Below are 25,121 nucleotides of genomic sequence, written 5' to 3'. Positions count from 1 at the left end.
AAGATATAATGCTCAAATATATCTCCTGCTCTCTATTGTTTTTTTTACTCCTAAGCTCTTGTCAACAACAAAAAGAGGTAAAGGTTGATGGTGAGTTAAAAAAATGGCATAGAATTACTTTAAATTTTGAAGGTCCAGATACAAATGAAATGGATGAAAATAATCTATTTTTAAACTATAGGTTGGATGTTACTTTTAAAAAAGGAGAAAAAGAATTTATAATTCCAGGCTTTTATGCTGCCGATGGTAATGCAGCCGAAACAAGTGGTGATTCAGGAAATGTTTGGCAAGTGCGTTTTACCCCCGACGAAATAGGAGAATGGACATGTTCTGTATCATTTAGAAAAGGTAAAAACATAGCTATTGCTGTTACTACAAATGATGCGACAAGTGCAGGTTTTATGGATGGACAAACGGGAACATTTACCATTTCTAGTTCCGATAAAACGGGTATTGATAACAGAGCCAAAGGGCGTTTAGAATATGTTGGCGAATCCTATTTGAAATATGTCGAAAGTCAAGATTATTTCATAAAACTAGGTGTTGACGCGCCAGAAAATTTATTAGCATATACAGATTTTGATGTGTCTACAAATGCTCTAGGTTTTCAAAAAACTTGGGTACCTCACGCCAAAGATTTTGATGATAGTGCTACACCCTTTGTGTGGCAAGAGAATAAAGGAAAAAATCTTTTGGGAGCTATAAATTATTTAGCCAGCGAAGAACTCAATGTTTTCTCATTTTTAACTTTTAATGTAGATGGTGATGATAGAAATATATTTCCTCATTTATTAAAAGTTCCATTAGAAGAATATGAAGCTTATGCAAGTGTTAAAAAGAATAAAGAAGCTTGGGAAACCATGTTTCATAAAACACGATTTGACGTTTCAAAATTAGACCAATGGGAACGCATTTTTGAATATGCCGAAACAAAAGGTATGTTTCTTCATTTTAAAACTCATGAAACCGAAACAGACCATTTAATGGATAAAGGTGTTTTTGGTACTGAAGGTAAGTTGTATTATAGAGAGCTTATCGCAAGATTTGGACACCATTTATCAATGAACTGGAATTTAGGTGAAGAAAACAATCAGCCCATCGCAGAAGTAAAAAAAGCAGCAAATTATGTATCAAATTTAGATGCTTATAAAAATCATTTAGTAATTCATACCTTTCCAAATAAGGATGATAGGTTTACAGAATTTATTGGTAATCAATCACCCTTAACAGGAGCTTCTCTTCAATTAAGTCACCCGGAGTTTAATGATGTACATCCAAGAGTTTTAAAATGGAGAAACAAATCAAATGCTACTGGTAGAAAATGGGCTTTAGCCGTTGATGAGCCTGGTAAGGCCAACATTGCTTTATTACCAGATGATGAAGATCCAGAGCATAATTTCGCAAGAAGTAGGGCCTTGTGGGGAACACTTATGGCAGGAGGCTACGGTGTAGAATGGTATTTTGGATATGCTAGCCCTAATTCAGATTTAACTTGTCAAGATTTTAGAAGCCGCGATTTATTTTGGGATCAAAACAGGCATGCACTGCACTTTTTTAAAAACCATATCCCGTTTTGGGAGATGGAACCAAATGATAATTTGACAACCGATGATATATCTTATTGTTTTGCAAAGGAGGGTGAAGTGTATGTTGTTTATTCTGAAGCTAACGCAGATAAACTAAAACTCAATCTAGGAAAATCAAACAAATCTTTTAAAGTCCAATGGTTTGACCCTAGAAATGGAGGAGATTTAAAAGAGGGTTCTATTACTTCAATTGCAGCTACTGGAATTGTTGAGTTAGGTACTCCGCCGTCAGATTCAGATAAAGATTGGGTCATTTTATTGAAACTAAAAAGATAATCCTAATTAGGTTCCACATTATAAATCATTTAAGATGATGTAATGTCTTTTCTTCATAATAATTAAGAGAGAATTCTAAAACATACTCAAAAATTCAGACAAATATGCAGTACAGTGCAGGACAGGTCTGAGGCTATCATATTTTATCTTTAGCATTTGTAAATGAATTCTTTTTGAAAAGGCATGCCTTTTGTTGATTTAGGTTTTATTTAAAACAGATAAATCACTATCTCAAGCAACATCGGCAGTTTTGAGTGAAATAATTTGTAAATAATTTAACTACAGCAAGAATATAAATATGTGTAAAAGGATTGTAAATATTATCATATTGTTTAATGTAATGGTATTGGTGTATGCACAAAATCCAATTGTTCCCAACAAGGGTTTAAACGACCCGCATATTCATATATTTAATGATACGGCTTATGTGTATGCTTCACATGATAAATCCATTAAAAACGACAAGTTTATTATGGAAGATTGGTGGGTTTGGTCGTCGCCTGATTTAGTAAATTGGACACAACGAAGTGTACTTAATCCTAAAGAAACCTATATTGGAAAAGATTTTTCACGTTGTTGGGCAACAGATGCGGCTCATAAAAATGGAAAGTATTATTTTTATTTTTCTGAAGGTAACGAGCAAACAGGTGTTGTGGTTGGAGATACACCAGTTGGTCCATGGAAAGATATTCTTGGGAAACCACTATTATCTTCAGAATTAACTCCAACCCACGAATACGACATGGCTATTTTTGAAGAAAACGGTCAGCACTATATCATATTTGGGGTTTGGGATTATTACATAGCTAAGCTAAATGATGACATGATAAGTTTGGCCGAGGCTCCAAAAAATATAGAAATTAAAAACCCTAGAGGGCCTTATAATCCCGATGGAAATAACAATAAAATGCCAACAGATGATAAGCCGTCTGTTCATAAGTACAATGGCAAGTATTATCTGTCTTGGGGCTGTTTTTACGCTATGTCTGATAATCTCTATGGACCTTATGATTATAAGGACACTGTAATAAAAGAAGAAAGTTTTGCCGAAGGATATGATGCGCCTACATGGCCAAATGGCTTTTTACAAGGACGCCATGGTTCTTTTTTTGAGTGGCATAAACAATGGTATTATATTTATTGTGACATCAGTCAAACAGGAAATAGATATTTTAGAGATGCCTTTATAAGCTACGTGCACTATAAGGATAACGGTGAAATGGCAACCATAAGGGTTGATGGGGTTGGCGTAGGTAATTATAATGCCAATGCTAGTATTGAAGCTGAAGATTATTTCAAATCAAATAATTTAATTAAAGTTGAAAATACTAAAGGAGGGTTTTCAATAAAACCAACCCAAAGCTTAAGTTACGTGGTTTATCCTAATGTTAAGAATTTGAGTGATAAATCTACTTTAGAATTAGAAGTCATAGCTAATGAAACTTTACAAATAGAAGTTAGGGAAGATGATGCTAAAGGTATGTTATTATTTACGTGCGAAGTGCCTAAAAATGAAATCTACACATTTCAAAAAAGAAAATTTAAAACTAAAAACTTAAAAGAGAATCAGTCACTTTGCTTTGTGTTTAAAAATGTAAAGAGAGAATCTTTCAAATTAAACCGATTTAAATTTAAAAACTAAAACTAAATAAATATTTAAAAACTAATGAAGAAATTACTTTTTTTAGCAGTACTATTAATTTTAGCGTCATGCAATAATAAGGACTCAAGTTCTAAAGATTATAAAGATGCGTCTTTATCCATTGATGAACGTGTTGAGGCCTTATTACCAAAGTTGTCTCTTGAAGAAAAAGTGGCGCAAATGCGAATTTTTCATGCCAATATTGGAACGAAACCCGATGAGAACGGTAAATTGAAACTTTCTGACAAAGTTATTGAAAAATTAAAATTAGGTATTGCAGGAATCAAAAACCCAGGAGAGCATATTGATGCTGTTGCGGCCGCAAAATTAAACAACGAACTTCAAAAGTATATCATAGAAAATAACCGATGGGGTATTCCAGCTTTGTTTGTTACGGAGTCTTATAACGGTGTAGATGCCGAAGGATGCACTAAGTTTGGTCGCCCGATGACATCGGCTGCATCATTTAATCCAGAACTAGTTAGAAGACAGTGGGATGTTGTTGGTAGAGAAGCAAGATTAAGAGGGATGCATATCTGTCATTCACCTGAAGCAGACGTTGTTCGAGATCCACGTTTTGGTCGTATGAGTGAAGCTTTTGGAGAAGATACATACCTAACAACTCAGATGGTTAAAAATGCAGTAATGGGTGTTCAGGGAAATTACGAAGGTTTAGGAAACGGCACGCACATAGGTGCGGTTGCAAAACACTTTGCGGGTTACGGGCAAGTATTAGGAGGCTCTAATTTTGCTGCTATCGAGATATCTGAAAGAACATTAATTGATGAAATTTATCCACCATTTGAAGCAGCTGTAAAAGAAGCAAAAACTTTAGGTATAATGGCATCACATGGCGATTTAAACGGGGTTGCGAGTCATGGTAATCCAGAATTGCTTACAGGTGTACTTCGTGACCAATGGGGGTTTGAAGGTTATGTGGTTTCAGATTCAAACGATATTGCGCGTTTATTTTATTTTATGAATGTAGCTGAGTCTCCTGAGGCTGCGGCTCAAATGGGTTTAGAAGCCGGTATTGATATTGATTTATATGCTGAAGATTCTTATGCATATCTACCTGAAATGGTGAAGAAAAATCCAGAATTAGAAAAACTAATAGATAGGTCTGTGAGACGTGTTTTGAGAACAAAATTTATTTTAGGACTATTTGATAATCCTTACATTGATATTGAAGCAGTTAAAAAAGGCGTAAGAGCTGAGTCGTCTTTAGAATTGGCTAAAGAATCTGATTTGGAGTCTATCATTTTATTAAAAAATGAAGATAATGCCTTACCACTATCGAAAGATAAGTCATTAAAGGTAGCATTATTAGGCCCTCTATTAAAAGAGAATACAAAGGAGATGTTTGAAGCTGTTGCTGGTAATAATGTTAAATTTATAGCAGAAAAAGGATTTCAATTAACAAACCAAAAAGGTGGTGCTCCTGAACTTTTAGACAGAGATCCAAAAGCTTTAGAAAGTTTGGTTAATAAAGCTAAGTCTGCAGATGTTTCAATCTTGTTTTTAGGAGGTGACGAGCATACTTCAAAAGAAGCTTATTTTAGTAGTAGTACATTAGGAGATCGTGCAACTATTGATCCAGTTGGACCTCAAGATGAGTTAATAGAACGAGTTAAAGCTTTAGGAAAACCAGTAATTGTAGTATTAAAGCATAGAAGAACGTTATCAATTAATGTCATTTCAGAACAAGCCGATGCTATTTTAGATACTTGGGATTTAAGTGAATTTGGTGATGAGTCTGCAGCAAGAATTATATTTGGAGAGGTTTCGCCATCGGGTAAATCTCCAGTTACAATTCCTAGATCTATTGGTCAAATACCATTTCATTATAGTATGAAAGAGATCAATTATAAGAAAGAATACTTATTCTTAGGAAAAGGGCCGCTCTATCCTTTTGGACACGGCTTGAGTTACGGTGATTTTGAATATTCAGATATATCTATTTCAAATGCAGAAATGACAACGGATACAGAGTTGGAAGTTAGCGTAAAAGTAACTAACAATGGCAGTGTAAAGGCCAAAGAGGTGGTACAAATGTATATTAAAGACGAAATAGGTTCAGTTACAAGACCAGATAAAGAATTGAAAGGGTTTGAGAAAATAGAATTAGATGCAGGAGAAAGCAAAACCGTTTCATTTAAGATTACACCTAAAATGCTTGAATTCACAGGCATCAAAATGGAGAAAGTTTTAGAAGCAGGCGATTATACCGTGATGCTAGGAACCTCTTCAAAAGACTATTTAGAAACTACATTTAAACTTAAAAAATAGACATCATGAATAGAACCATTTTAACACTGTTAGCAGTTGTATTGTTATTTAATTGTTCAACAGCTCAAAAAGTAACAGATACTCAAACTATTGATAAAACTAGTGTAAAAGCATCTATGATAAAAGCGCTAGAATGGCAAGAAGCGCATCCTATTTTTGCCATAGCCCCAACAGATTGGACAGCAGGAGCCTATTATACGGGTGTTGCTAGAGCACATAAAACTACGCGAGATATGATGTATATGGCAGCTTTAAAAAACCAAGGTTATTGGAATAATTGGGAAACTTATAAGCGTTTACATCATGCTGATGATGTAGCTATCTCATACAGTTACTTGTATATTGATGCCAATGGAGGTCGTAAGAATTTTGTGGATTTAGAATCTACAAAAAAGTTTTTAGATGCACATTTATACGAAGATGATAATTGGAAAGCAGGAACTGATAAAAGTAAAGAAGGTAAAACCATTTTATGGTGGTGGTGTGATGCTTTATTTATGGCGCCTCCTGTACTTAATTTGTATGCAAAACATACGAATCAGCCTAAATATTTAGATGAGATGCATAAATTTTATATGGAAACATATAACCAGCTTTATGATGAAGAAGAGCAGTTATTTGCCAGAGATATGCGTTTTGTTTGGCAAGGGAACGATAAAGACACCAAAGAGCCAAATGGTAAGAAAGTATTTTGGTCTAGAGGAAATGGTTGGGTTATAGCTGGTTTAGCTTTGATTTTAGATGATATGCCAGAAGATTACGAACACCGTCCGTTTTATGAAAAACTATACAAAGAAATGGCTAAAAAAATGTTAGAAATTCAACCAGAAGATGGATTATGGAGAACAAGTTTACTGTCTCCAGAATCTTATGACCATGGAGAAGTAAGTGGGAGTGGTTTTCACACCTTTGCTTTGGCTTGGGGTATTAATAACGGTCTAGTTGATAAAAAGCATACATCAGCAGTTAAGAAAGCGTGGAATGCTATAGCAAATTGTCAACACGAAGATGGTCGCGTAGGATGGGTTCAAAATATTGGAGCCTTCCCAGAACCAGCATCAGCCGATTCTTGGCAAAACTTTGGTACAGGTGCCTTTTTAATGGCAGGTAGTGAGATTTTAAAATTAAAATAGAAATAAAATTATACAAGAAAGAAGGTTAGGTGATTATGCTCATTTGGTCTTCTTTTTTTATTTAAAAAAGTTAAGTTTATACTTCTAAGAATTAAAGTGTAAACTTAATTTCAATCAATATAAATAGCATGACAAAGGGGTTCAAAGCTTTTTATTATTCGCTGAGTCTTTATCTCTTTGCAATTCCTTTTGTTTATGGTCAAACATTAAGCCATGAGCAGCTTGTTACAAATAACGAAATAATAATTATTGACAGAACAGTTGGCTCAAATGATGCTAATAATCCCATTGCTTTTGGTAAAAATGAGTTTTTTAATGCACTTAAAGCAACAGAAGTAAATATTTCGAAAACCGAAGTATGGTCTGGGTTAAGTAGCAAAGTGTTTTTGGTTTTAGGATCTATACAAGATAGTTTAGTAAAGAGTTTACTGGCTGATAAGTTAAATAGTTTAAATGATAAACCCGAAAGTGTATTTTATCAGTGGGTTGATGTAGATACCAGTAAAGCTCTAGTAATAGGAGGTACAGATTTTAAGGGGACAATGTATGCCTTTAATGAAATATCTGAACAGATAAAAGACAAAGGATTGTCTGCTTTGATTAATTTAAAAAACACTTTGGAATTTCCAGATAATAAAGTGCGAGGTTTAGATCGTTTTATTAAAGATGAAAACGATGACGAATGGTTCTTTTCTGAAGAATTTTGGCAGTATTATATTCAGCAATTAGCAAAAAACCGTTTTAATAGGTTAACACTCATTACAGGTTATAATGATGGAAAAAATGAAGATTTTATGATACCTGTTTATCCTTATTTTTTTCAAGTTCCAGGTTTTGAAAACATAACGCTCAAAAAAAAATTAACAAAAACACCAGAAACATATACAAATCAGCTTAGAAGAATAGGTAAGATAAGTCATAATTATGGACTTGAGTTTGTATTCGGAATTTGGGGTCATGGCAGAAGTGAAAGTCTTATCGACGGGTTGCCAGAAAACGCAAATCAGTATACTGAGTATTGTTCTAAAGGCATGCGAGAATTATTAAAAAGAGTGCCTGAAATTGATGGTATTCAGCTTCGTGTTAATTATGAGTCTGGAGTTGGAGGTTTTGGCAATACAGCAGATGAATTTTGGAAAGAAATAATTTATGCCGTAGCAAAAGCCCATGAAGATAGAAATGGACAACTATTTTTAGATATTAGAGCAAAAGGCTTAACACATAAAATACGTGAATGGGTAACTAAAACCAAAATTAATTATTCTGTAACAAGTAAATATACATGGGAAGGTGTAGGGCTTCCTTATCATCCACTGCAAATGCGGAAAGGAGAATTAGATTTAATAAATAATGTGGATAAACGGCAACGTTATGGGTATGCCGATTTTTTAAACGAATCGCGCAATTTTGATTTTATTTATCGTTTATGGGGCATTGGTACTACAAGAATATTTACTTGGGCAGATCCAGATTATGTAAAACGATTTTCACATTCCACAAGTTTTGGTGATAGTAAAGGCTTTCAAGTTACACCGCCTATGGCTAGAAAGGATAATACATGGCCCCTTTTTTCAGATAAATCAATAGTGTATTATCAATGGGAAGACCAACGTTACTGGGCTTGGTATAGACTATTTGGAAGACTAGGCTATTCCGCAAAAACCAATCCTGAAGTGTGGCAAAGAGCATTCAGAGAACATTACGGTAATGCGTACCAAGTAATGTTAGACGCATATTCGGCAGCAGGCAAAGTATTGCCATTAATAACTTCATCTCATCTTACCAATCATCCAGCCAACTATAATTGGGCAGAAATGGATAGTGGCGGAGCTCTTTTTAATGCTCACAATACAAACCCACTTCATAAAGCAAAAAGTAGAACATATCAATCTGCAGAGCCAGGTGACCCTGGAATGTTTTATATAATTAATGATTATGTAAAGGATGTATTAAGTAATACTGTGCAGCCTAAGATAACGCCAATTCAATTAGCAGATTATTATAAAAAATTAGCTGATGACATATCAGAAAATGTTCTATCAATAAAAGAGGAAGATATTCCAAAGCAATTTCAAAAAGAATACAAAACCAATATTTTAGATTTAAAAATAACATCAGCACTTTCAATGTATCATGCCGAAAAAATCATGGCATCTCTGAATTATGTGTTTTTTAAGGAAACAAGAAATAAGGAATATTTGCGTTTAAGTATTCTGCATTTAGAAAAGGCAAAGTTAAGTTGGGGAGTTATTGTAAATGCCACAAACAAAATTTACTACTCATCTCCACGTTTTCTGCATGACAATGGTACTTGGAAAGATAGGTTAACCGAAATAGAAAAAGACTTAGATAGCCTTAATGAAATAAATGGAAAGTCAAAACAAATTTTGATACCAGGCGAAACGTTTGAATTTGGAAAAACCAGTATATCATTCAGTAATGGTTTTGATGCGGTTGTTCCAAATACAATTAAATTAAAAGATACTTTACAAGTAATTTTTAAGAATGATAAGTTTACTAAAGAATCCCAAACCCCGAGAGTGCATTATAGAATGGCTGATATGACATTGGGTGTATTTAATAAACAAAAAATGACTTGGAATGGGAGTGATTACGTTGCTCAGATACCTATAGAAAACCTTAATCCAGATTTTGATTTACTTCTTTATTTTACTTCTATTAAAAACAACGAAGAGGTGGTTGTATACCCAGGCGTATTTAATAAAAAGTATAATGCGCCTTATTACACTATTGAAATTGAATAATAGATTTTAAAAAAATATTGACACTAAACTAAATAACCTTTTATTGAATGCATAAAAATATGAGAATTTTAAAAATAATTTTACTAGTATGTTTGTTAGTAACAAGCTGCCAAACAAAAAACAAGGACACGAAAATAGACGTAGAAACCGTTTTAGAATTACCAGAACTTCCAAATATTTTATGGCTGGTAACCGAAGATATGGGGGCTTATATTCCGCCGTTTGGAGATTCAACCGTAACAACTCCTAATTTAAGTAAGTTGGCTACTGAAGGTGTTATCTATCCAAATCTATATTCTACATCAGGTGTTTGTGCGCCAAGTAGAGCAGCGATTGCTACAGGAATGTATCCCTCTAGTATTGGCGCTAATCATATGCGTGTCAATTCTTATACCAAAGAAAGAGGCATGCCAGCTTATGAAGCGGTTCCTCCTTTTGAAGTTAAAATGATAAGTGAATGGTTACGTCGTGCAGGGTATTACTGTACCAATAATTATAAAGAAGATTATCAATTTAAAGCACCAGTTACGGCTTGGGATGAAAGCAGCCCATATGCGCATTGGAGAAATAGGGCCGAAAATCAACCCTTCTTTTCAGTAATTAATTTTACCGATACCCATGAATCTGGATTGTTTGAGCCTTACGGATTCCGAGAGATTGAAACTAGGCTTTACCATGCCGGAGACAGAGACTATAACTGGAAGAATAAAGGAGCGTCTCATGCTAATAATAGAATGACCGAAGCAGAAACACCAGTTCATCTTCCAAAGGATACCAAATTTGATATTCCACCATATTTACCTGATACAGATAAAACACGTCGAGACATGTGGAAGTTGTATAATAATATAGGCGAAATGGATCATCAAGTTGGTGCGGTGTTAAAACAGCTTGAAGACGATGGTTTATTAGATAATACTATTATCTTTTTCTATGGAGATCATGGTGGCCCTTTACCAAGAGAAAAAAGATTAATCTACGATTCAGGATTAAATACACCTATGATTATTCGTTTTCCTAAGAAAATGCATTCAGGAACAAAAGACAATCAATTGATAAGTTTTGTTGATTTTGCACCAACCTTATTATCTCTTATTGGTGAAGCACCAAAACCGTATATGCAGGGGCAAGCTTTTTTAGGTAAATATAAAGCTGAAAATCGCACATACATTCATGGAGCAGCAGATAGGTTTGATGGGTTTACCGATGCGATAAGAGCTGTAAGAGATAATCAATACAAGTATATTCGAAACTATAGACCACAACAAGGGTATTATTTGCCTATTGTATACAGGGAAAGAATACCAACCATGCAGGAGTTATTAAGACTGAAAGAAGAAGGTAAATTAAATGATATTCAGATGCAGTGGTTTAGGGAACAAAAACCCAAGGAAGAATTATTTGATTGTAAGGCTGATCCTTTTGAGTTAAATAATTTAGCAGATAAACCAGAATATCAAGAAAAACTAAATGAATTAAGTGGCGAAATGGATAGATGGCTTACAGAGATTGAAGACCAACCAAATCTGGATGAGGCTAAATTAATTGAAAAATTATGGTCTGGTAAAGGCACCCAACCTGTAACATCACAACCCATTATAACTTCTGAAAATGGCCTAGTGAAAGTAACTTGTGAAACTGAAGGAGCTTCCATAGGTTACAAAATTATTGGTACAGATGGAAAAACACCTGAATCGTGGGAGGGTTATCAAGGAGCTATTCAATTACCCGAAGACTCTAAGTTAATTGTAAAAGCACATCGTATAGGATTCGTTCCAAGCGAAGTTGTTCAATTTAATTAATATCATTTAAAAAAAAGTAATTCAAGTAAAATGAAAAAACTACTATCACTAGTCGTGTTACTGGTTACAATATCTAATTATGCCCAACAAATAAGGCATATAGAAACCATAAACGAAGCTTGGTATTTTTACAAAGGTAGTTTGGAGACACCTTTCAATACAGATGAGACTGTTGTTTGGGAAAATGTTACCATTCCGCATTCATGGAATACCGAAGATATATTAGATGATGAAGATGGTTATTATCGTGGAGAAGGTTGGTATAAAAAAACGTTTACTATACCTCAAGTGTACGAAAATCAACAAGTGTTTTTACTATTTGAAGCGGCAAATCAAGTCACATCACTCTTCGTGAACGGAAAGCCAGTGGGTGAAGACCATATTGGAGGTTACACCACATTTGCAAGAGATATTACTTCTGCACTAAAAGCAGGTAAAAATGAAATTACCGTAAAAGTAGATAATGCCCATAACGACGAAATTGTTCCACAAGCAGCAGACTTTTCGTTTTATGGAGGCATTTATCGCGATATTCAGTTAATCATAACGAAACCAGTACATTTTGAAATTGCTAATGTTGGTGCTAACGCTATTTTTATTAGAACGCCTGAGGTTTCTAATGCTTCTGCAAAAGTTTCTGTTCAGGCAAAACTAGTGAGACCAAAAAAAGGAACGTACTATGTAAAGCAATCTTTGTATGACGCCAAAAATAATTTAGTAAAAGAGGTAACATCTAAATCATCTTTTGGGAAAGATGTGTTTAGTGAATTTTCAATAGCCAATCCAAATCTATGGTCGCCAGAAAATCCATATTTATATAAATTGGTTTCAGAAGTGGTGGATAAAAAAGGCAATATTTTAGATAGACTTGAAAATGTTGTAGGTTTTAGATGGTTCAGTTTTGATCCAAAAGAAGGATTTTTTATCAATGGCAAGCAAACCAAATTGATTGGTACATGTAGACACCAAGATTTTTACGGAAAAGCCAATGCAGTTAGTGATGAGGTGCATAGAAACGACATGAAACTGTTAAAAGAAATGGGGTCTAACTTTCTACGTATAGCACATTATCCGCAGGATCCAGCAATATTAGAAATGTGTAATAAAATGGGGTTTGTGGCTACTTTAGAAATTCCTTTTGTAGACAAAGCAGCTGCAAATGAAGCAGGGAAGCAAAACACAATTAATATGCTGAAAGAAGCCATTCGTTTTAATTATAATAACCCTTCTATTGTAGCTTGGAATTTAGGAAATGAAACTACTATGAAAGCTCCTGATAAGTTAGGAGAAGCGTATACAAAACACTTTGTAAGTACGCACGAAGCTTTAGCAAAAACGATCAAAGAAGAAGATGAAACAAGATATTCTTACACAGTTTTTTTTAGAGAACCAGCGTATCAAGATAAATTAGGAATTCGATTTACAGAAATTGTAGGGTACAATAAATACTATGGTTGGTATATTGAAGAGTTAGAAGATATTGACAAGAATTTAAGAAGTTTGGTTGAACGTAGCTTAGCAATTGATCCTGACAAACCATTCATCCTAAGTGAATATGGAGGAGGTGCAGATCCAAGATTAAGAACCTACAATCCTACACGATTTGATTTTAGTGTAGATTACCAATTTCTATTGCACAAAGCTTACATGAAAGCGATTTTGGATATTCCTGAAATTGTAGGAGCAAACGTATGGAACTATGCAGATTTTCAGGTAGAACATCGTAAAGATGCCGTGCCACATATCAATAACAAAGGTTTGGTTACTTCAGATAGAAAGAAGAAAGATGCTTATTATTTATACCAAGCATTATTAAACGATACACCTTTTATAGCGATAGCGTCTAAAGGCTGGAAAAAAAGAGCTGGTATTGCAGATGTTGTAGCTGGAAATTCTGCAACACAACCTATTACTGTTGTAGGTAATGGAGATGAAGTGGAATTATTGGTAAATGGTAACTCTGTTGGAAAACAAAATTTTGATTTTGCAACTGCAACATTCAATGTACCGTTTGAACAAGGACAAAACTTAATTGAAGTGATTTCTGAAAAAGATGGTAAAACTAGTAAAGATTTTGCAAACATCGAATTTACACTTCAGCCTAAAAACTTAAAAAGTGAAACCAATCCTTTTAAAGAGATAGCTATTAATGTGGGATCATTCTGTTATTTTATTGAAACGGATAACGTAGACTACTTATGGATGCCAGATCAAGCCTATGAAAAAGGTGGTTTTGGGTATGTTGGAGGCGATTTTTTAAGATTTAAAAGCAAACGTAGAAATAATATTGGAGTAGATGTTAGTGTAAAAGGCACTGAAAATGACCCAATTTATCAAACACAACGCATTGGCATTGAAGCCTATAAGTTTGATGTCCCTAATGGCACATATGAATTGTCTTTACTCTTAGCAGAGTTAAAAACAAAAGAAGATAACGTAATGGATATTAGTGTTAATGGTAAAACGCTTTGGAGTAATCTAAATCTAAAACAGGAATACGGAAATGACCGTGGTATTTTCAAGCGTTTTTTAATTACAGTTGAAGATGATAAAGGTGTTACCGTAGACTTTAATGCTAGAAAAGGGAAAACCAGGCTTAGTGGTATAAAGTTGAGAAGGGTAAACTAAATAGAAATGAGTAAGAATATTCTAGTTTGTTTATTGTTAATGTTTGGTTTCTTGTGTTTTTCCCAAGTAGAGCCTTACGACCTAAAGTTGGAATATCGTGATAATCCAGAAGGTGTCGATGTTAAAAAGCCAAGGTTTTTTTGGAAGTTAAAATCTGATGAAGACGGCCAATTTCAAAAGGCCTATCAACTTATTGTAGCCACGTCAAAGTACAATATAGAAAACAACATTGGAGATATTTACAATTCAAAAAAAGTAAAAAGTTCTCAAACCACTCAAATAGTGTATAAGGGCAAACCTTTACAGCCAGCAACACATTATTATTGGAAAGTAAAGGTTTGGGATAAAAACAATACACCAAGTTGGAGTAAAACAGCAACATTTTCTACAGGTTTATTCGAAAAAGAAGATTGGAAAGACGCGCAATGGATTGCTTGGAAACCACAAGAGCAATGGTATAAAGAATGGTGGGAAAGAAAAGATATAGAATCTCAGGCTTTACAGTTTCAATTACCAAGTTTATTTGGGGCCAGCATGAGTATGTTTGAACGTTATCACTTTCATCATCAAAACCCATATGATGCTTCGCCATTATTAAGAAAGTCTTTTAAAGTGAGTAAAAAGATAAAACAGGCTAAAGCTTACATTAGTGGGTTGGGGTATTATGAATTATTTATTAATGGAAAACGTATAGGAACTCAGGTTTTAGACCCAGGGTGGACGGATTATAGAAAAACAATTCTATATGCCACACACGATATTACAGAACAAATTCAATATGGAGATAATTTAGCAGGTGTTATGTTGGGTAGAGGGTTTTATGGGCAATTGGCTTACGACCATTGGGGTTTTTATAAAAAAGATGGTTATGTTGGTCAGCCGAAATTGTTATGTTTAATTAAAGTATTGTATGAAGATGGTACTGAAGAAAATGTAATTAGCGATTTATCTTGGAAAGTTACAGGAGGCCCCATTATTTATGACGGTCCTCACATGGGTGAAATTTACGATGCCCGAAAAGAAATTGAAAATTGGAATATAGCCAGTTTTAATGATGCCTCTTGGGATACTGTAAATACTGCACCACATCCTGGTGGAGAAGTTGTATCGCAAATGTGTCAACCCATTCGTGTAACCAAAACACTTCAACCTGTAAATATTAAACGCAAGGGTAGTTATGGCCAATGGATTGATACAGGAACAAACAGTGCTGGATGGATACGTTTACGATTAAAAAATCTAGAAAAAGGACAACAGGTTACCATTTATTACGGCGAACATCTAGACCCAACTTCAAGTGGGCAACCAGGACGGTTACAGCAAATGGCATACATCGCTAAGGGGGAAGCTGAAGAATTTGCTGAATGCCGTTTTTCGTATAAAGGCTACCGTTATGTGCAAGTAAAAGGCTATAACACAAAAATAACCAAAGAGGATGTAGAGGTAAAGTTTGTACATTCAGATGTACCACAGGTGGGTACATTTGAATCTTCAGACAAAACGGTAGATGCTGTGCACCATATTTGTCGAAAATCGCTAATTTTTAATTTGCATAGTATTGTTACAGATTGTCCAAACCGTGAAAAAAACGGTTGGTTAGGCGAAGCTGTAACTGGTGTAGAATTTGGTATGGCTAATTACGATTTGGCTGCATTAATGACCAAATTTACACGAGATATTTTTGATACCCAAACTACGGAAGGCGCTTTAAGTCCTATTGCACCTGCCAATAATTACAGAAAAGGAAAATCGACCTTATGGTCCTCTGCCGGGGTACACATCCCTTGGTATATGTATCAATATTACGGAGATACAAGATTGTTTGAGAATTATTGGGAAAATATGATGCGTTGGGTTAATTACTCTTGGGAAAACAACAATTCTAAAGTAAAAGACGGCATGTTTTCTGAAATATATAACGATTGGGTACCGCCCTATGATGCAACTTATAGAGGTGGAGGAAAGCCAGGAGGAAATGAAGTCATTGGCTCTATGAACTTTTATTTGGTATTAAAGCGTTTGACTTATATGGCAGATAAGCTAGGAAAAAACAAAGACAAAAAACGTTTAGAAAAACAACTCAAACGTATACATCAAGGTATTCAAAAATACGCATTTGATACAGAAAAAGTAGAATATTCAGGGTTAAAACCATTCCCAGAGTTTTTACCTGTTGTAAATATTTTGGCACTTAATTATGATATTGTGCCAGAAAAGTATCGAGCGCAATTGGAGAAAAAGGTTTTAGATAATATAGTTAAAGAAAAAGATTATCACCTATGGGGAGGGATATTTTCTATACATTCCGCCTTTGAATATTTACCTAAAAACGGCTATGCAGATGTGATGCATAAAGTTGTGGTTAACGAAGAATGGCCATCATTTGGTTGGATGATTAAAGAAGGTGCTACCACATTGCCAGAAGGGTACAAATTTACGTCTTCAGACATGCATCATTTTATGGGTGTTGTAGATAATTTCTTTTACCGTCATGTAGCGGGTATTAATGTTGATACTTCTAAACCTGGCTTTCAGAACATCATATTAAAACCTAATTTTATAGAATCAATGGATTATGCGAAAGCAAGCTATAATTCCATACATGGCGAAATAAAAGCGCAGTGGAAAAAAATAAACAACAATACTTATGAGTACTATGGTGTTATTCCTTCTAATTGCAAGGCTAAAGTGATTTTGCCTTTTAAAACAGAAACTATAAAATCAGGAACTTTTAAGTATGTAGTAAATCTTTAACCAAGTGAAATATCATGATTTAGATCCCGGTTCAGAGATTTAAATCAATTAAATACAAATTAAATATCAACTTTAAATAAATTACAATGCGTTATCTAAATATTTTTATTTTTATCATACAAATCACTTTTTTTGCCTGTAATTCTAGTAAAACCAGTGATGAAATTCTTGAAAATTCTTCAATAAATGTTGCAGATTTACAAGAAGGTTTTAAGAATCCAGAAACACAGTATCGTCCAGAAACATGGTTTCATCTTAACGGAAATAATATTAGTAAAGAAGGTTTAACCCTTGATTTAGAAGCTATAAAAGCAGCAGGTCTACAAGGCATCCATTTATTTAATAAATCAGGTAAACTCTATCCAAATGTGGATCCTATTAAAATTTTATCTCCCGAATGGGAGGATATGATTCGCCATGCAGCAGATGAATGCAAACGCTTAGGATTGAAATTTACTATGCAAAATTGCCCAGGCTGGTCTATGACAGGCGGACCATGGGTTCCGGTTGAAGAGGCACAACGTGAAATGGTAGAAACCGTTTATAGAGTGCAGGGTGGAAAAACCTTTGATGAAAGTCTTCCGTTAGACTCATTATACCATACACCAGATTATAATTATAAAGATATTCAGCTTTTGGCTTTTCCTACACCAGAGGGCGATGATATTGAGCCTTTTAATCCATCTGAAGTAGAAACGAATAATCCTTTGGTGCCATGGGAAGACATCTTCAACCCCAATTCAAAAATTATAGTAACTCGTAAAGCCACGCAGTTAGATAAACCCTTAAAAGCATACAGAAACCAAGGTGTTTCAAAAGTAGACGAAGAGAATACTTGGGTTAAAGCAACCTTTAATAAAGCGGTTACCTTACGTTCTATTGTATTTCCGCAAATGCGCCATATGATAATGGGATCAGAATACCCTCAAGTAAATGTCGCTATTAAAATGGAAGCATTTATTAATGATAAATTAACTACAATAACAACTGTAAAATTACCTGATGCTAATTGGAATGATAGGAGAAAACACCTTACTCTTGCTATTCCAGAAACCACTTCAAATACATTTGTATTTACTTTTGAAGGGGAACATACTATTGCTCCAGAATTTATTCGTTTAAGTTCCAATCCTAAGTTTCATAATCATGAGGCTAAAGCGGCTAAAGTACTAAGACGACTTCAAAAGGAGGTACAATATGATTATGCTGAAAACACTTTCATCAAATCCAATACCATTATTGACCTTACAGATAAAATGAATGCTGAGGGTAAGTTAACTTGGGAAACACCAGAAGGTAATTGGACTGTGGTACGTTTTGGACATATAAACATGCGATTAACAAATAAACCTGCAGTTCCAGAAGCTACAGGCTGGGAATCTAGTAAGTTAGATAAAGTTACTATTGAAAATCATTTGCGTAACGGGATGATAGGTAACTTAATTAAAGACGGAGGTCCTATTGGAGACGGTAAACTACACGGATTATTAATTGACAGTTGGGAAAGTCATGTGCCTACATGGACTATGAATTCTGAAGATATGTTTACTGAATTTGAAAGCCGAAGAGGATATAGCATGAAAAACTATTTACCTGCTACCATGGGCTATATTGTTGAAAGCCCTGAGGCAACAACTAAATTCTTAAGAGACTTACGTCATACTATGGATGAAGTACTAATAGATAACTTCTTCAAACATTTTGCAACGGTGGCTCATGATATGGGTGCTGAGGTATATACTGAAGGGGCTGGTGGAGAAGTGTTACCTATTGATCCTATGCGTTATTATGGAGTGAGTGATGTACCAATGACCGAGTTTTGGTATCCCAAAGCACCATCAGCTCAAAACGAATATGCAAAACCAATTTATAATGCAGCATCTGCAGTGCACTTATATAATAAACCAGTTTTGGCAGCAGAAGCTTGTACTCAAGTAGGTGTGAAATGGAACGAGCATCCGTTTTCTGTAAAATACTTAATTGATTATAATTTTGCCAAAGGTATAAATCATTTGGTATTCCATACCTTTTCACATACACCTCAGATCAATGTGTCCCCTGGGTCTAGTTTTGGCGGAAATATTGGGTTTCCGTTGGTGCGCCAGCAAACTTGGTGGCCTTATATGAAAGATTGGACAGATTACTTAGCAAGAAACCAATACGTTTTACAACAAGGCGAATATGTGGCTGATGTACTTAGGTATTATGGAGATCATTTTGATCGTCCACCTTTTGATTTAGATGAGTTTCCAAAAGGGTATCGTTTTGATTATTTAAATGCCGAAATATTACAAGATAAACTCAGTATTCAAAACGGTAAAATTCATGTTGATAATGCAGGAGATTATCGCATTATCACATTGAGAGATTCAAAAGATATGCTATTGTCTACTGCTAAAAAACTAAAAGCATTGGTTTTGGCAGGCGCTGTAATACTTGGTGACAAGCCTCAAGACTCTCCAAGTTTAATGGATGATGAGAATGATTTAAAAGAACTAGCCAAAATAGCTAATGAGTTATGGGGAAAGGAAGCCAGTGGTGTTAAGCAGGTTGGAAAGGGTAAAGTGTATTGGGGTAAAACATTAGATGCTGTTTTGCAAGAAGAGAAAATTGAACAAGATGTTATAGTGCCAGAAGGTTTAGATATTAATTGGATTCACAGAGAAACCGAAGATGCACATATTTATTTTATAGCGTCTAATAATGATAAGCCCATTGATGCTACTTTGAGTTTTAGAATGAAAGATGTGTATCCTCAAATATGGGATGCTTTTAATGGCGAACAACAAGAAGCAAAAGTTTGGAATATATCTAATAATAGAACAAATGTTGTATTATCTTTTGCGCCAAGTGGAAGTACAATTGTAGTGTTTTCCAAGGGAAATAAAACACCTTATGCTTCAAAAGTAACTTATAATGATGCCATTATTTTAAATGCTGAGATAGAATGGTTTAAAATCCATAATAGCAATGATTTTCCAAAAATAGTATGGAAAGGTAATGATTTTATAGCTTCAAATTCAGGAGATTATGTTTTTTATCAAAATGAAAATGATATCAAAAAAACTATAAGCATTGAAGAAAAATCACTCCAAAATAATTGGAAGTTGCAGTTTGAAAAAGGTTGGGATACGCCAAATTTTATTGAGATTCCTGAATTAAAATCGCTAACAGAATTAAATAATAATGCTGTAAAACATTATTCAGGAACAGTTACCTATTCCAAAACAATCAATATAGAAGAAATAGGTAAGTACAGTGTTTTAGATTTAGGAGAAGTAGCCAATATAGCAGAACTTTGGTGCAATGGAACTAGAATAGGAGTAAAGTGGTCACCGCCTTTTGTATTTGATATTTCTAATACTATAAGAAAAGGAGAGAATACCTTTGAAGTAAAGATTACCAATACATGGAGAAATCAATTGATTTTAGATAATACCAGATTAAAAAGCGAAAAGAAAACATGGACTACCAATCCGCCCAAAAAGGACGAAACCGAATTAGAGACTTCTGGTTTGATTGGTCCAATTGTTTTAAAAACAATCAATTAGTTGTTATCATTTATAAGTTTTTAAATGACTTTTGTCTTATGATGTTTTTTGTCGATAAAACTAACGTTCATGCAAAAAAAGTCGATTTTTTGTCAAATTCAGGATAGTTCAGGATGCATCTTTCCTTAAAATTTTAGAATTTTCAAAAAAATTAGTACTTTAAGTTATAGCTATGAAAAAAAATACTCTTAAATCAATATTATTTTTAGGTTTTGCACTCTTTTCACTTTTTTTAATAGCGCAAACAGCACCTGATGAAGATACAGGTGCTTACACGACTTGTAACCCAGATGGCGAAAATGCTACTAGGACGTCAGATGATTTACCAAACCCTGTTAACATAGGAACTATTGATGATCGTAGTTGTTACGCAAATTACAAAGAAAGTAATGTGTATGGAAATACTTGGGGTATATACAATATTACAGACGGCTCTAACAAGTTTGATACAACTTTGCAACCTAGAATAGAGCGTTCATTAAGCCCGTCTAGTGAAACAGGTGTAGGGAGTTATGCAAGATTTATTGGAGCCTTTAGGATTCTTGAAGTCGGTGATGCCGGTGTTTTTAGTCAAGATGGATCCTATATTGCACAGGCCAAAGGAAAGCATACAGGTGGTGGTGGCTCTCCAGATCCAGCTATTTGCTTGTATTTGGCTAAGCCCGTTTATGGCACTGGTGCAGATGCAGATAAGCAAGTGTCGTTCGATATTTATGCCGAGCGTATCTTGATTCGTGGCGGATCAGGCAGTGGAAGGGAAGTCGTTTTCCTAACAAACGTAGATAAAGATCAGGAAACGAGCTTTGAGCTGGAAGTAGGTTTTGCAGAAGATCCAAATGATGCCACGAAGAAAATTCATTATTGTAATGCGAAAATTGGAGGAACAGACTATGATTGGAACATTCCAGAACCAGAAAGAGGCACAGAATCTAAGATTAGATATGGCGCATATCGAGTTAAAGGTGGTAGGGCTCAAATTAGATGGGCAAATACCACGTACCAGAAGGCAGAGGTTGTTGATAATGGTGGTTCAGGTCCGTCTGATGATATTTACAGATTGCGAAATGTAGCTACAGGTAAATTCTTAACAGCTGTAGGAAACAGTGCTACACCGACTACTATGACCGATTCAGGAGAACCGACAAACACACATTGGACTTTTGTAGAAAGTGGCGCTTATTTTAATATAGACAGTGAAACTGTTGGGATACTTCGTGCGGTAGGATCTGATCCTTTTCTTGCGGTAAGTACTGGTAAAGCAGCTCCTGCATCTGATACGGATAAAACTTGGACGTTACATTATAACGATTCCAATGATACTTATAGGTTTGAATCTCGATTTGGCAGATACTTGTACCATGAAACAGATGGGAATGTTTATCACAAGGATAATGTCCTGGAAACTGATGATAGAAGTGTATGGGAAGCTATTCCAACGAGTGAGTCTCTTAGTTTAGATAAAAACGAGCTGTTGTCTTCTGCAGTAAGAGTTTTTCCTAACCCTGCAAATGATAATTTTACCATAGGATTAAAAAAATTAGTTGATGTAAAAGTTAAAATATTTGATGTTTTAGGGAAGACTATTTTTGAAAGTCAATCAACAGGTAAAAATATTCAAATAAATAATAAGGGCCGATTTAAGTCAGGGGTTTATCTCATTAAAGTTATTGATAATACTAATAAAGTATATCATACGAGACTTGTGATGAAATAAGAGACACTTAAACTATTCATAAAAAAGCCAGAACATGTGTTCTGGCTTTTTTTTTGAAATAATACAGGACAAAACAGGACAGTTTTTATATGAAATCTTAATACTTTTCACAGGATACTAATATTAATACATCGCAATAGATGAAAAGACGTGATTTTATTCAACTTTCAACACTAGCAGGACTAGGAATGTCACTTCCACTATCAGGCGTATTTAGCGCTTGTGCTCAGCATCCAGAACACTCTCTGGAATTCAAAAATTTGATTTCTGGACTTTTAAAAGATTGGTGCGATGGGATGATAAAAGTTCAAATTAACAAACCTTCTAATTTGGAAGAACATGGTGCTTTAGATTGTCCGTCGTGTTCTCATATTCACGGGCGGTGTATGGATGCGGTGTATCCATTTTTATACATGGCAGATGTATCGGGCGATAAAAAATATATTGAAGCGGCTAAGTTAGTAATGACTTGGGCAGAAAATAATGTCTCTCAAGAAAATGGAGCGTGGACAGTAATTCCAAATCCAAAATCATGGAAAGGGATTACCATTTTTGGAGCGATAGCTTTGGCAGAAGCCTTGCATTATCATGGTCATGTTTTAGATGAAGCTACCCATGAATCTTGGCTGGAACGTTTGGGTAAAGCGGGGCAATATATTTACGATACATTCACAATTTCTTTTACAAATATCAATTACGGAGCCACCGCCATTTATGGACTCAACTTGATAGGAGATGTTTTAAATAATGATGAATTTAAAGTTAAAAGTAGAGCATTGGCAGATGGAGTGAAGTCTTATTTTACTAAGAATGAGGGTTTTTTGTTTGGAGAATGTAAAAAGAGTTCAAGTAAATTAAGTGCCAAAGGCTTGCATGGTGTTGATTTAGGATATAATGTAGAGGAATCTTTAAATAGCATCGTGATGTATGCCTTAAAAGAGAAAGATGAAGAATTGTTACAGCTTGTAACAAAATCTTTAAACAGTCATTTAGAATTTATGCTTCCAGATGGCGCTTGGGATAATAGTTGGGGTAACCGTATGTATAAATGGAGTTACTGGGGAAGTCGAACTTGTGATGGCAGTCAACCAGCATTTGGAATGATGGCTCATATAAATCCTGCATTTGGAACTGCCGCCGTAATAAATACAGAATTATTACAACGGTGTACAGCAGATGGATTAATTCATGGCGGGCCTCATTATATGTCTGCAGGCATAAAACCTTGTGTACACCATACCTTTGCACATGCCAAACCCTTGGCTGCCATGTTAGACCATTGGGAGCACCTACCAGAGATAAATAAAAATACAGCGCTTCCCAGAGCCGAGGCTGATGGTGTAAAACATTTTAAAGATTTAGATGTATCGTTGTTTGCTAGAGGAGATTGGAGAGGTACTGTAAGTGCATACGATGGAGAATACCATTATAAATATGATTTTAGGCAAGCTACAGGCGGGGCTTTAGGTGTTTTATTTCACAATAAAGTGGGCTTGTTATGTGCAGCAAGTATGGCTGTTTACCATATGGTAGAGGAGTATAATCAACAATCCCAACCCGGAAAAGATATTGCATTAACGCCTCGTATAGAAACGTTTAAAAATGATGAATGGTACACCAATTTATATGATTTAACGGCAAATATAGAATCGACAGATGAAAAAGGTAAGCTTGAGTTGAAATCGAATGTAAAACTTAAAAATGAAGCAAGAGAAGTCGTTTCAGATACAGCTTCAGAGTTTGATGTGAGCTATATCTGTTCCGCGGAAGCGATGGAAATTCAAGTGAAAACTAATCAAAATATTTCAGAAGAAACCGCATTTGTTTTACCAATAATATCTCCAACAGGAGAAACGGTGAATAGGCTAAGTGACAATGAAATAACCATTCAAAAGCCAGAAGGGCTCGTAACTATAAAAGCTAACGTGCCTTTAAAACAAAAAGATATTTCGGGAGCTAGACTGTTTAATATGGTGCCAGGGGTTGAGGCCATACCTTTAGAGGCATATTTTCAAGAGGATATAGATGAGTTGGTGTTAATAATAACCGTAAGTTAATCTAGAGTTGTTTTTTGCTCATGTTTCTAAATTTACCGGGTGCTAAACCTGTTTTGCTTTTAAATAGTCTGTTGAAATAATAGTCTGATTCAAAACCTAGTTCATAAGCAATTTCTTTTTGAGTCTTTTTAGTGTTTAAAAGAAGTTCTTTGGATTTTTCAACTTTGAGCAATAAATAGTATTGCAATGGCGATACACCTGTTTGTGTTTTAAAATCGAGTCTAAATTTTGAATAGCTTATCCCTAAATCTGAAGCTATTTTAATCAAATCAATTGATTTGTCAATGTTCTTATACATGATGCCCTTTGCTCTAGATACCATAGTGTTGAGATGTTCAAGGTTGTTACCTCCATTTTTTATATTATGGAGTTCTGCCATGAGTTGAATACATATGCCTGAAGCTGTTTTTTGAAAACCAAAAGGTTCTTCATCAAATAATTTGAAAAGTGTATTGAAATAATTTAAAACATTAGTTTTGTTGCATTTCGATATTATAGGGTCATTTGGACTAAAAAAACCATTAGAGAGGAACTGTTTGGCAATATCACCCGAGAATCCAATCCAGCGTTCTGTCCAGCCCGTCTTTTTTTTTGGTTTGTACCGGTGCCATTCTCCAGGAAATAGTAGAAAAATATCACCATCTGAAATTTTAACTTTACCCGTTTTTGTGCTTTCAAAAGCCCCTTTTCCTTTAGTGATTAAAACCATGTGGAATTCTTCTAAGACCCGCCCTTTGTCCCATGTAAATACATAGTTGTCTGGATGGTCTTTAGATGGATAGACGGAGTTCTTTTCAATAACAGTTCGTCCAAGGTTATTCACATAGAATCCCCATTTTTTGTCCTGTTCAAAGACCATAAGATATTTTCGGTACTTATTTTTCATATCATTTTATGCAACAAATATATCAAAATGTTAATTTG

The 25,121-nt window shown here is 34.8% G+C and carries 12 protein-coding genes; 11 read left to right on the top strand and 1 reads right to left on the bottom strand.

What is annotated here, in order from left to right; genetic code table 11:
* Positions 1-8 precede the first annotated feature (8 nt).
* The 11 genes from ABD935_RS12625 (at position 9) to ABD935_RS12575 (ending at position 24,197) form a co-directional block, all read left to right on the top strand.
* Positions 9-1,862 (top strand): DUF5060 domain-containing protein, encoded by a 1,854-nt coding sequence (locus tag ABD935_RS12625; RefSeq protein ID WP_345192470.1) that lies wholly within the window; start codon positions 9-11, stop codon positions 1,860-1,862.
* A 298-nt stretch (positions 1,863-2,160) separates the two neighbouring features.
* Entirely contained in the window at positions 2,161-3,504 is a 1,344-nt protein-coding gene (locus ABD935_RS12620) for a family 43 glycosylhydrolase (protein ID WP_345192469.1), read from the top strand.
* Between the two features lie 24 nt (positions 3,505-3,528).
* Positions 3,529-5,793, top strand: coding sequence for a glycoside hydrolase family 3 N-terminal domain-containing protein (locus ABD935_RS12615; protein ID WP_345192468.1), 2,265 nt, complete (start codon positions 3,529-3,531; stop codon positions 5,791-5,793).
* A gap of 5 nt (positions 5,794-5,798) precedes the next feature.
* Positions 5,799-6,926, top strand: a complete 1,128-nt coding sequence (locus ABD935_RS12610; RefSeq protein WP_345192467.1) for a glycoside hydrolase family 88/105 protein — start codon at positions 5,799-5,801, stop codon at positions 6,924-6,926.
* A 128-nt stretch (positions 6,927-7,054) separates the two neighbouring features.
* Complete coding sequence (locus ABD935_RS12605) at positions 7,055-9,691, top strand: hypothetical protein (protein WP_345192466.1); 2,637 nt, start codon at positions 7,055-7,057, stop codon at positions 9,689-9,691.
* Between the two features lie 59 nt (positions 9,692-9,750).
* Positions 9,751-11,493, top strand: coding sequence for a sulfatase family protein (locus ABD935_RS12600; RefSeq protein ID WP_345192465.1), 1,743 nt, complete (start codon positions 9,751-9,753; stop codon positions 11,491-11,493).
* Positions 11,494-11,523: 30 nt separating this feature from the next.
* Positions 11,524-14,121, top strand: a complete 2,598-nt coding sequence (locus ABD935_RS12595; protein WP_345192464.1) for a glycoside hydrolase family 2 TIM barrel-domain containing protein — start codon at positions 11,524-11,526, stop codon at positions 14,119-14,121.
* Positions 14,122-14,127: 6 nt separating this feature from the next.
* A complete protein-coding gene (locus ABD935_RS12590) occupies positions 14,128-16,875 on the top strand; it encodes a family 78 glycoside hydrolase catalytic domain (protein WP_345192463.1) in 2,748 nt (915 codons plus the stop codon).
* Positions 16,876-16,961: 86 nt separating this feature from the next.
* On the top strand, positions 16,962-20,426 hold the full coding sequence (locus tag ABD935_RS12585; protein WP_345192462.1) for a glycosyl hydrolase: 3,465 nt from the start codon (positions 16,962-16,964) through the stop codon (positions 20,424-20,426).
* A 172-nt stretch (positions 20,427-20,598) separates the two neighbouring features.
* Positions 20,599-22,140, top strand: a complete 1,542-nt coding sequence (locus ABD935_RS12580) for a T9SS type A sorting domain-containing protein (RefSeq protein ID WP_345192461.1) — start codon at positions 20,599-20,601, stop codon at positions 22,138-22,140.
* A gap of 140 nt (positions 22,141-22,280) precedes the next feature.
* On the top strand, positions 22,281-24,197 hold the full coding sequence (locus ABD935_RS12575; protein ID WP_345192460.1) for an ulvan lysase-like protein: 1,917 nt from the start codon (positions 22,281-22,283) through the stop codon (positions 24,195-24,197).
* 1 nt (position 24,198) lies between these two features.
* Here the strand turns inward: ABD935_RS12575 and ABD935_RS12570 are convergent, their stop codons facing one another.
* A complete protein-coding gene (locus tag ABD935_RS12570; protein ID WP_345192459.1) occupies positions 24,199-25,083 on the bottom strand; it encodes an AraC family transcriptional regulator in 885 nt (294 codons plus the stop codon).
* Between the last annotated feature and the right edge of the window lie 38 nt (positions 25,084-25,121).

This window comes from Algibacter agarivorans (assembly GCF_039543245.1).
GTDB lineage: Bacteria > Bacteroidota > Bacteroidia > Flavobacteriales > Flavobacteriaceae > Algibacter_G > Algibacter_G agarivorans.
This window is presented reverse-complemented; position numbering and strand designations above follow the sequence as displayed.

What these genes read in the sequence shown, in the direction of transcription:
- ABD935_RS12615 (WP_345192468.1), top strand. Translation starts at nt 3,529, where the DNA reads ATGAAGAAATTACTTTTTTTAGCAGTACTATTAATTTTAGCGTCATGC.
- ABD935_RS12605 (WP_345192466.1), top strand. Translation starts at nt 7,055, where the DNA reads ATGACAAAGGGGTTCAAAGCTTTTTATTATTCGCTGAGTCTTTATCTC.
- ABD935_RS12585 (WP_345192462.1), top strand. Translation starts at nt 16,962, where the DNA reads ATGCGTTATCTAAATATTTTTATTTTTATCATACAAATCACTTTTTTT.
- ABD935_RS12620 (WP_345192469.1), top strand. Translation starts at nt 2,161, where the DNA reads ATGTGTAAAAGGATTGTAAATATTATCATATTGTTTAATGTAATGGTA.
- ABD935_RS12595 (WP_345192464.1), top strand. Translation starts at nt 11,524, where the DNA reads ATGAAAAAACTACTATCACTAGTCGTGTTACTGGTTACAATATCTAAT.
- ABD935_RS12575 (WP_345192460.1), top strand. Translation starts at nt 22,281, where the DNA reads ATGAAAAGACGTGATTTTATTCAACTTTCAACACTAGCAGGACTAGGA.
- ABD935_RS12625 (WP_345192470.1), top strand. Translation starts at nt 9, where the DNA reads ATGCTCAAATATATCTCCTGCTCTCTATTGTTTTTTTTACTCCTAAGC.
- ABD935_RS12580 (WP_345192461.1), top strand. Translation starts at nt 20,599, where the DNA reads ATGAAAAAAAATACTCTTAAATCAATATTATTTTTAGGTTTTGCACTC.
- ABD935_RS12600 (WP_345192465.1), top strand. Translation starts at nt 9,751, where the DNA reads ATGAGAATTTTAAAAATAATTTTACTAGTATGTTTGTTAGTAACAAGC.
- ABD935_RS12590 (WP_345192463.1), top strand. Translation starts at nt 14,128, where the DNA reads ATGAGTAAGAATATTCTAGTTTGTTTATTGTTAATGTTTGGTTTCTTG.
- ABD935_RS12570 (WP_345192459.1), bottom strand. Translation starts at nt 25,083, where the DNA reads ATGAAAAATAAGTACCGAAAATATCTTATGGTCTTTGAACAGGACAAA.
- ABD935_RS12610 (WP_345192467.1), top strand. Translation starts at nt 5,799, where the DNA reads ATGAATAGAACCATTTTAACACTGTTAGCAGTTGTATTGTTATTTAAT.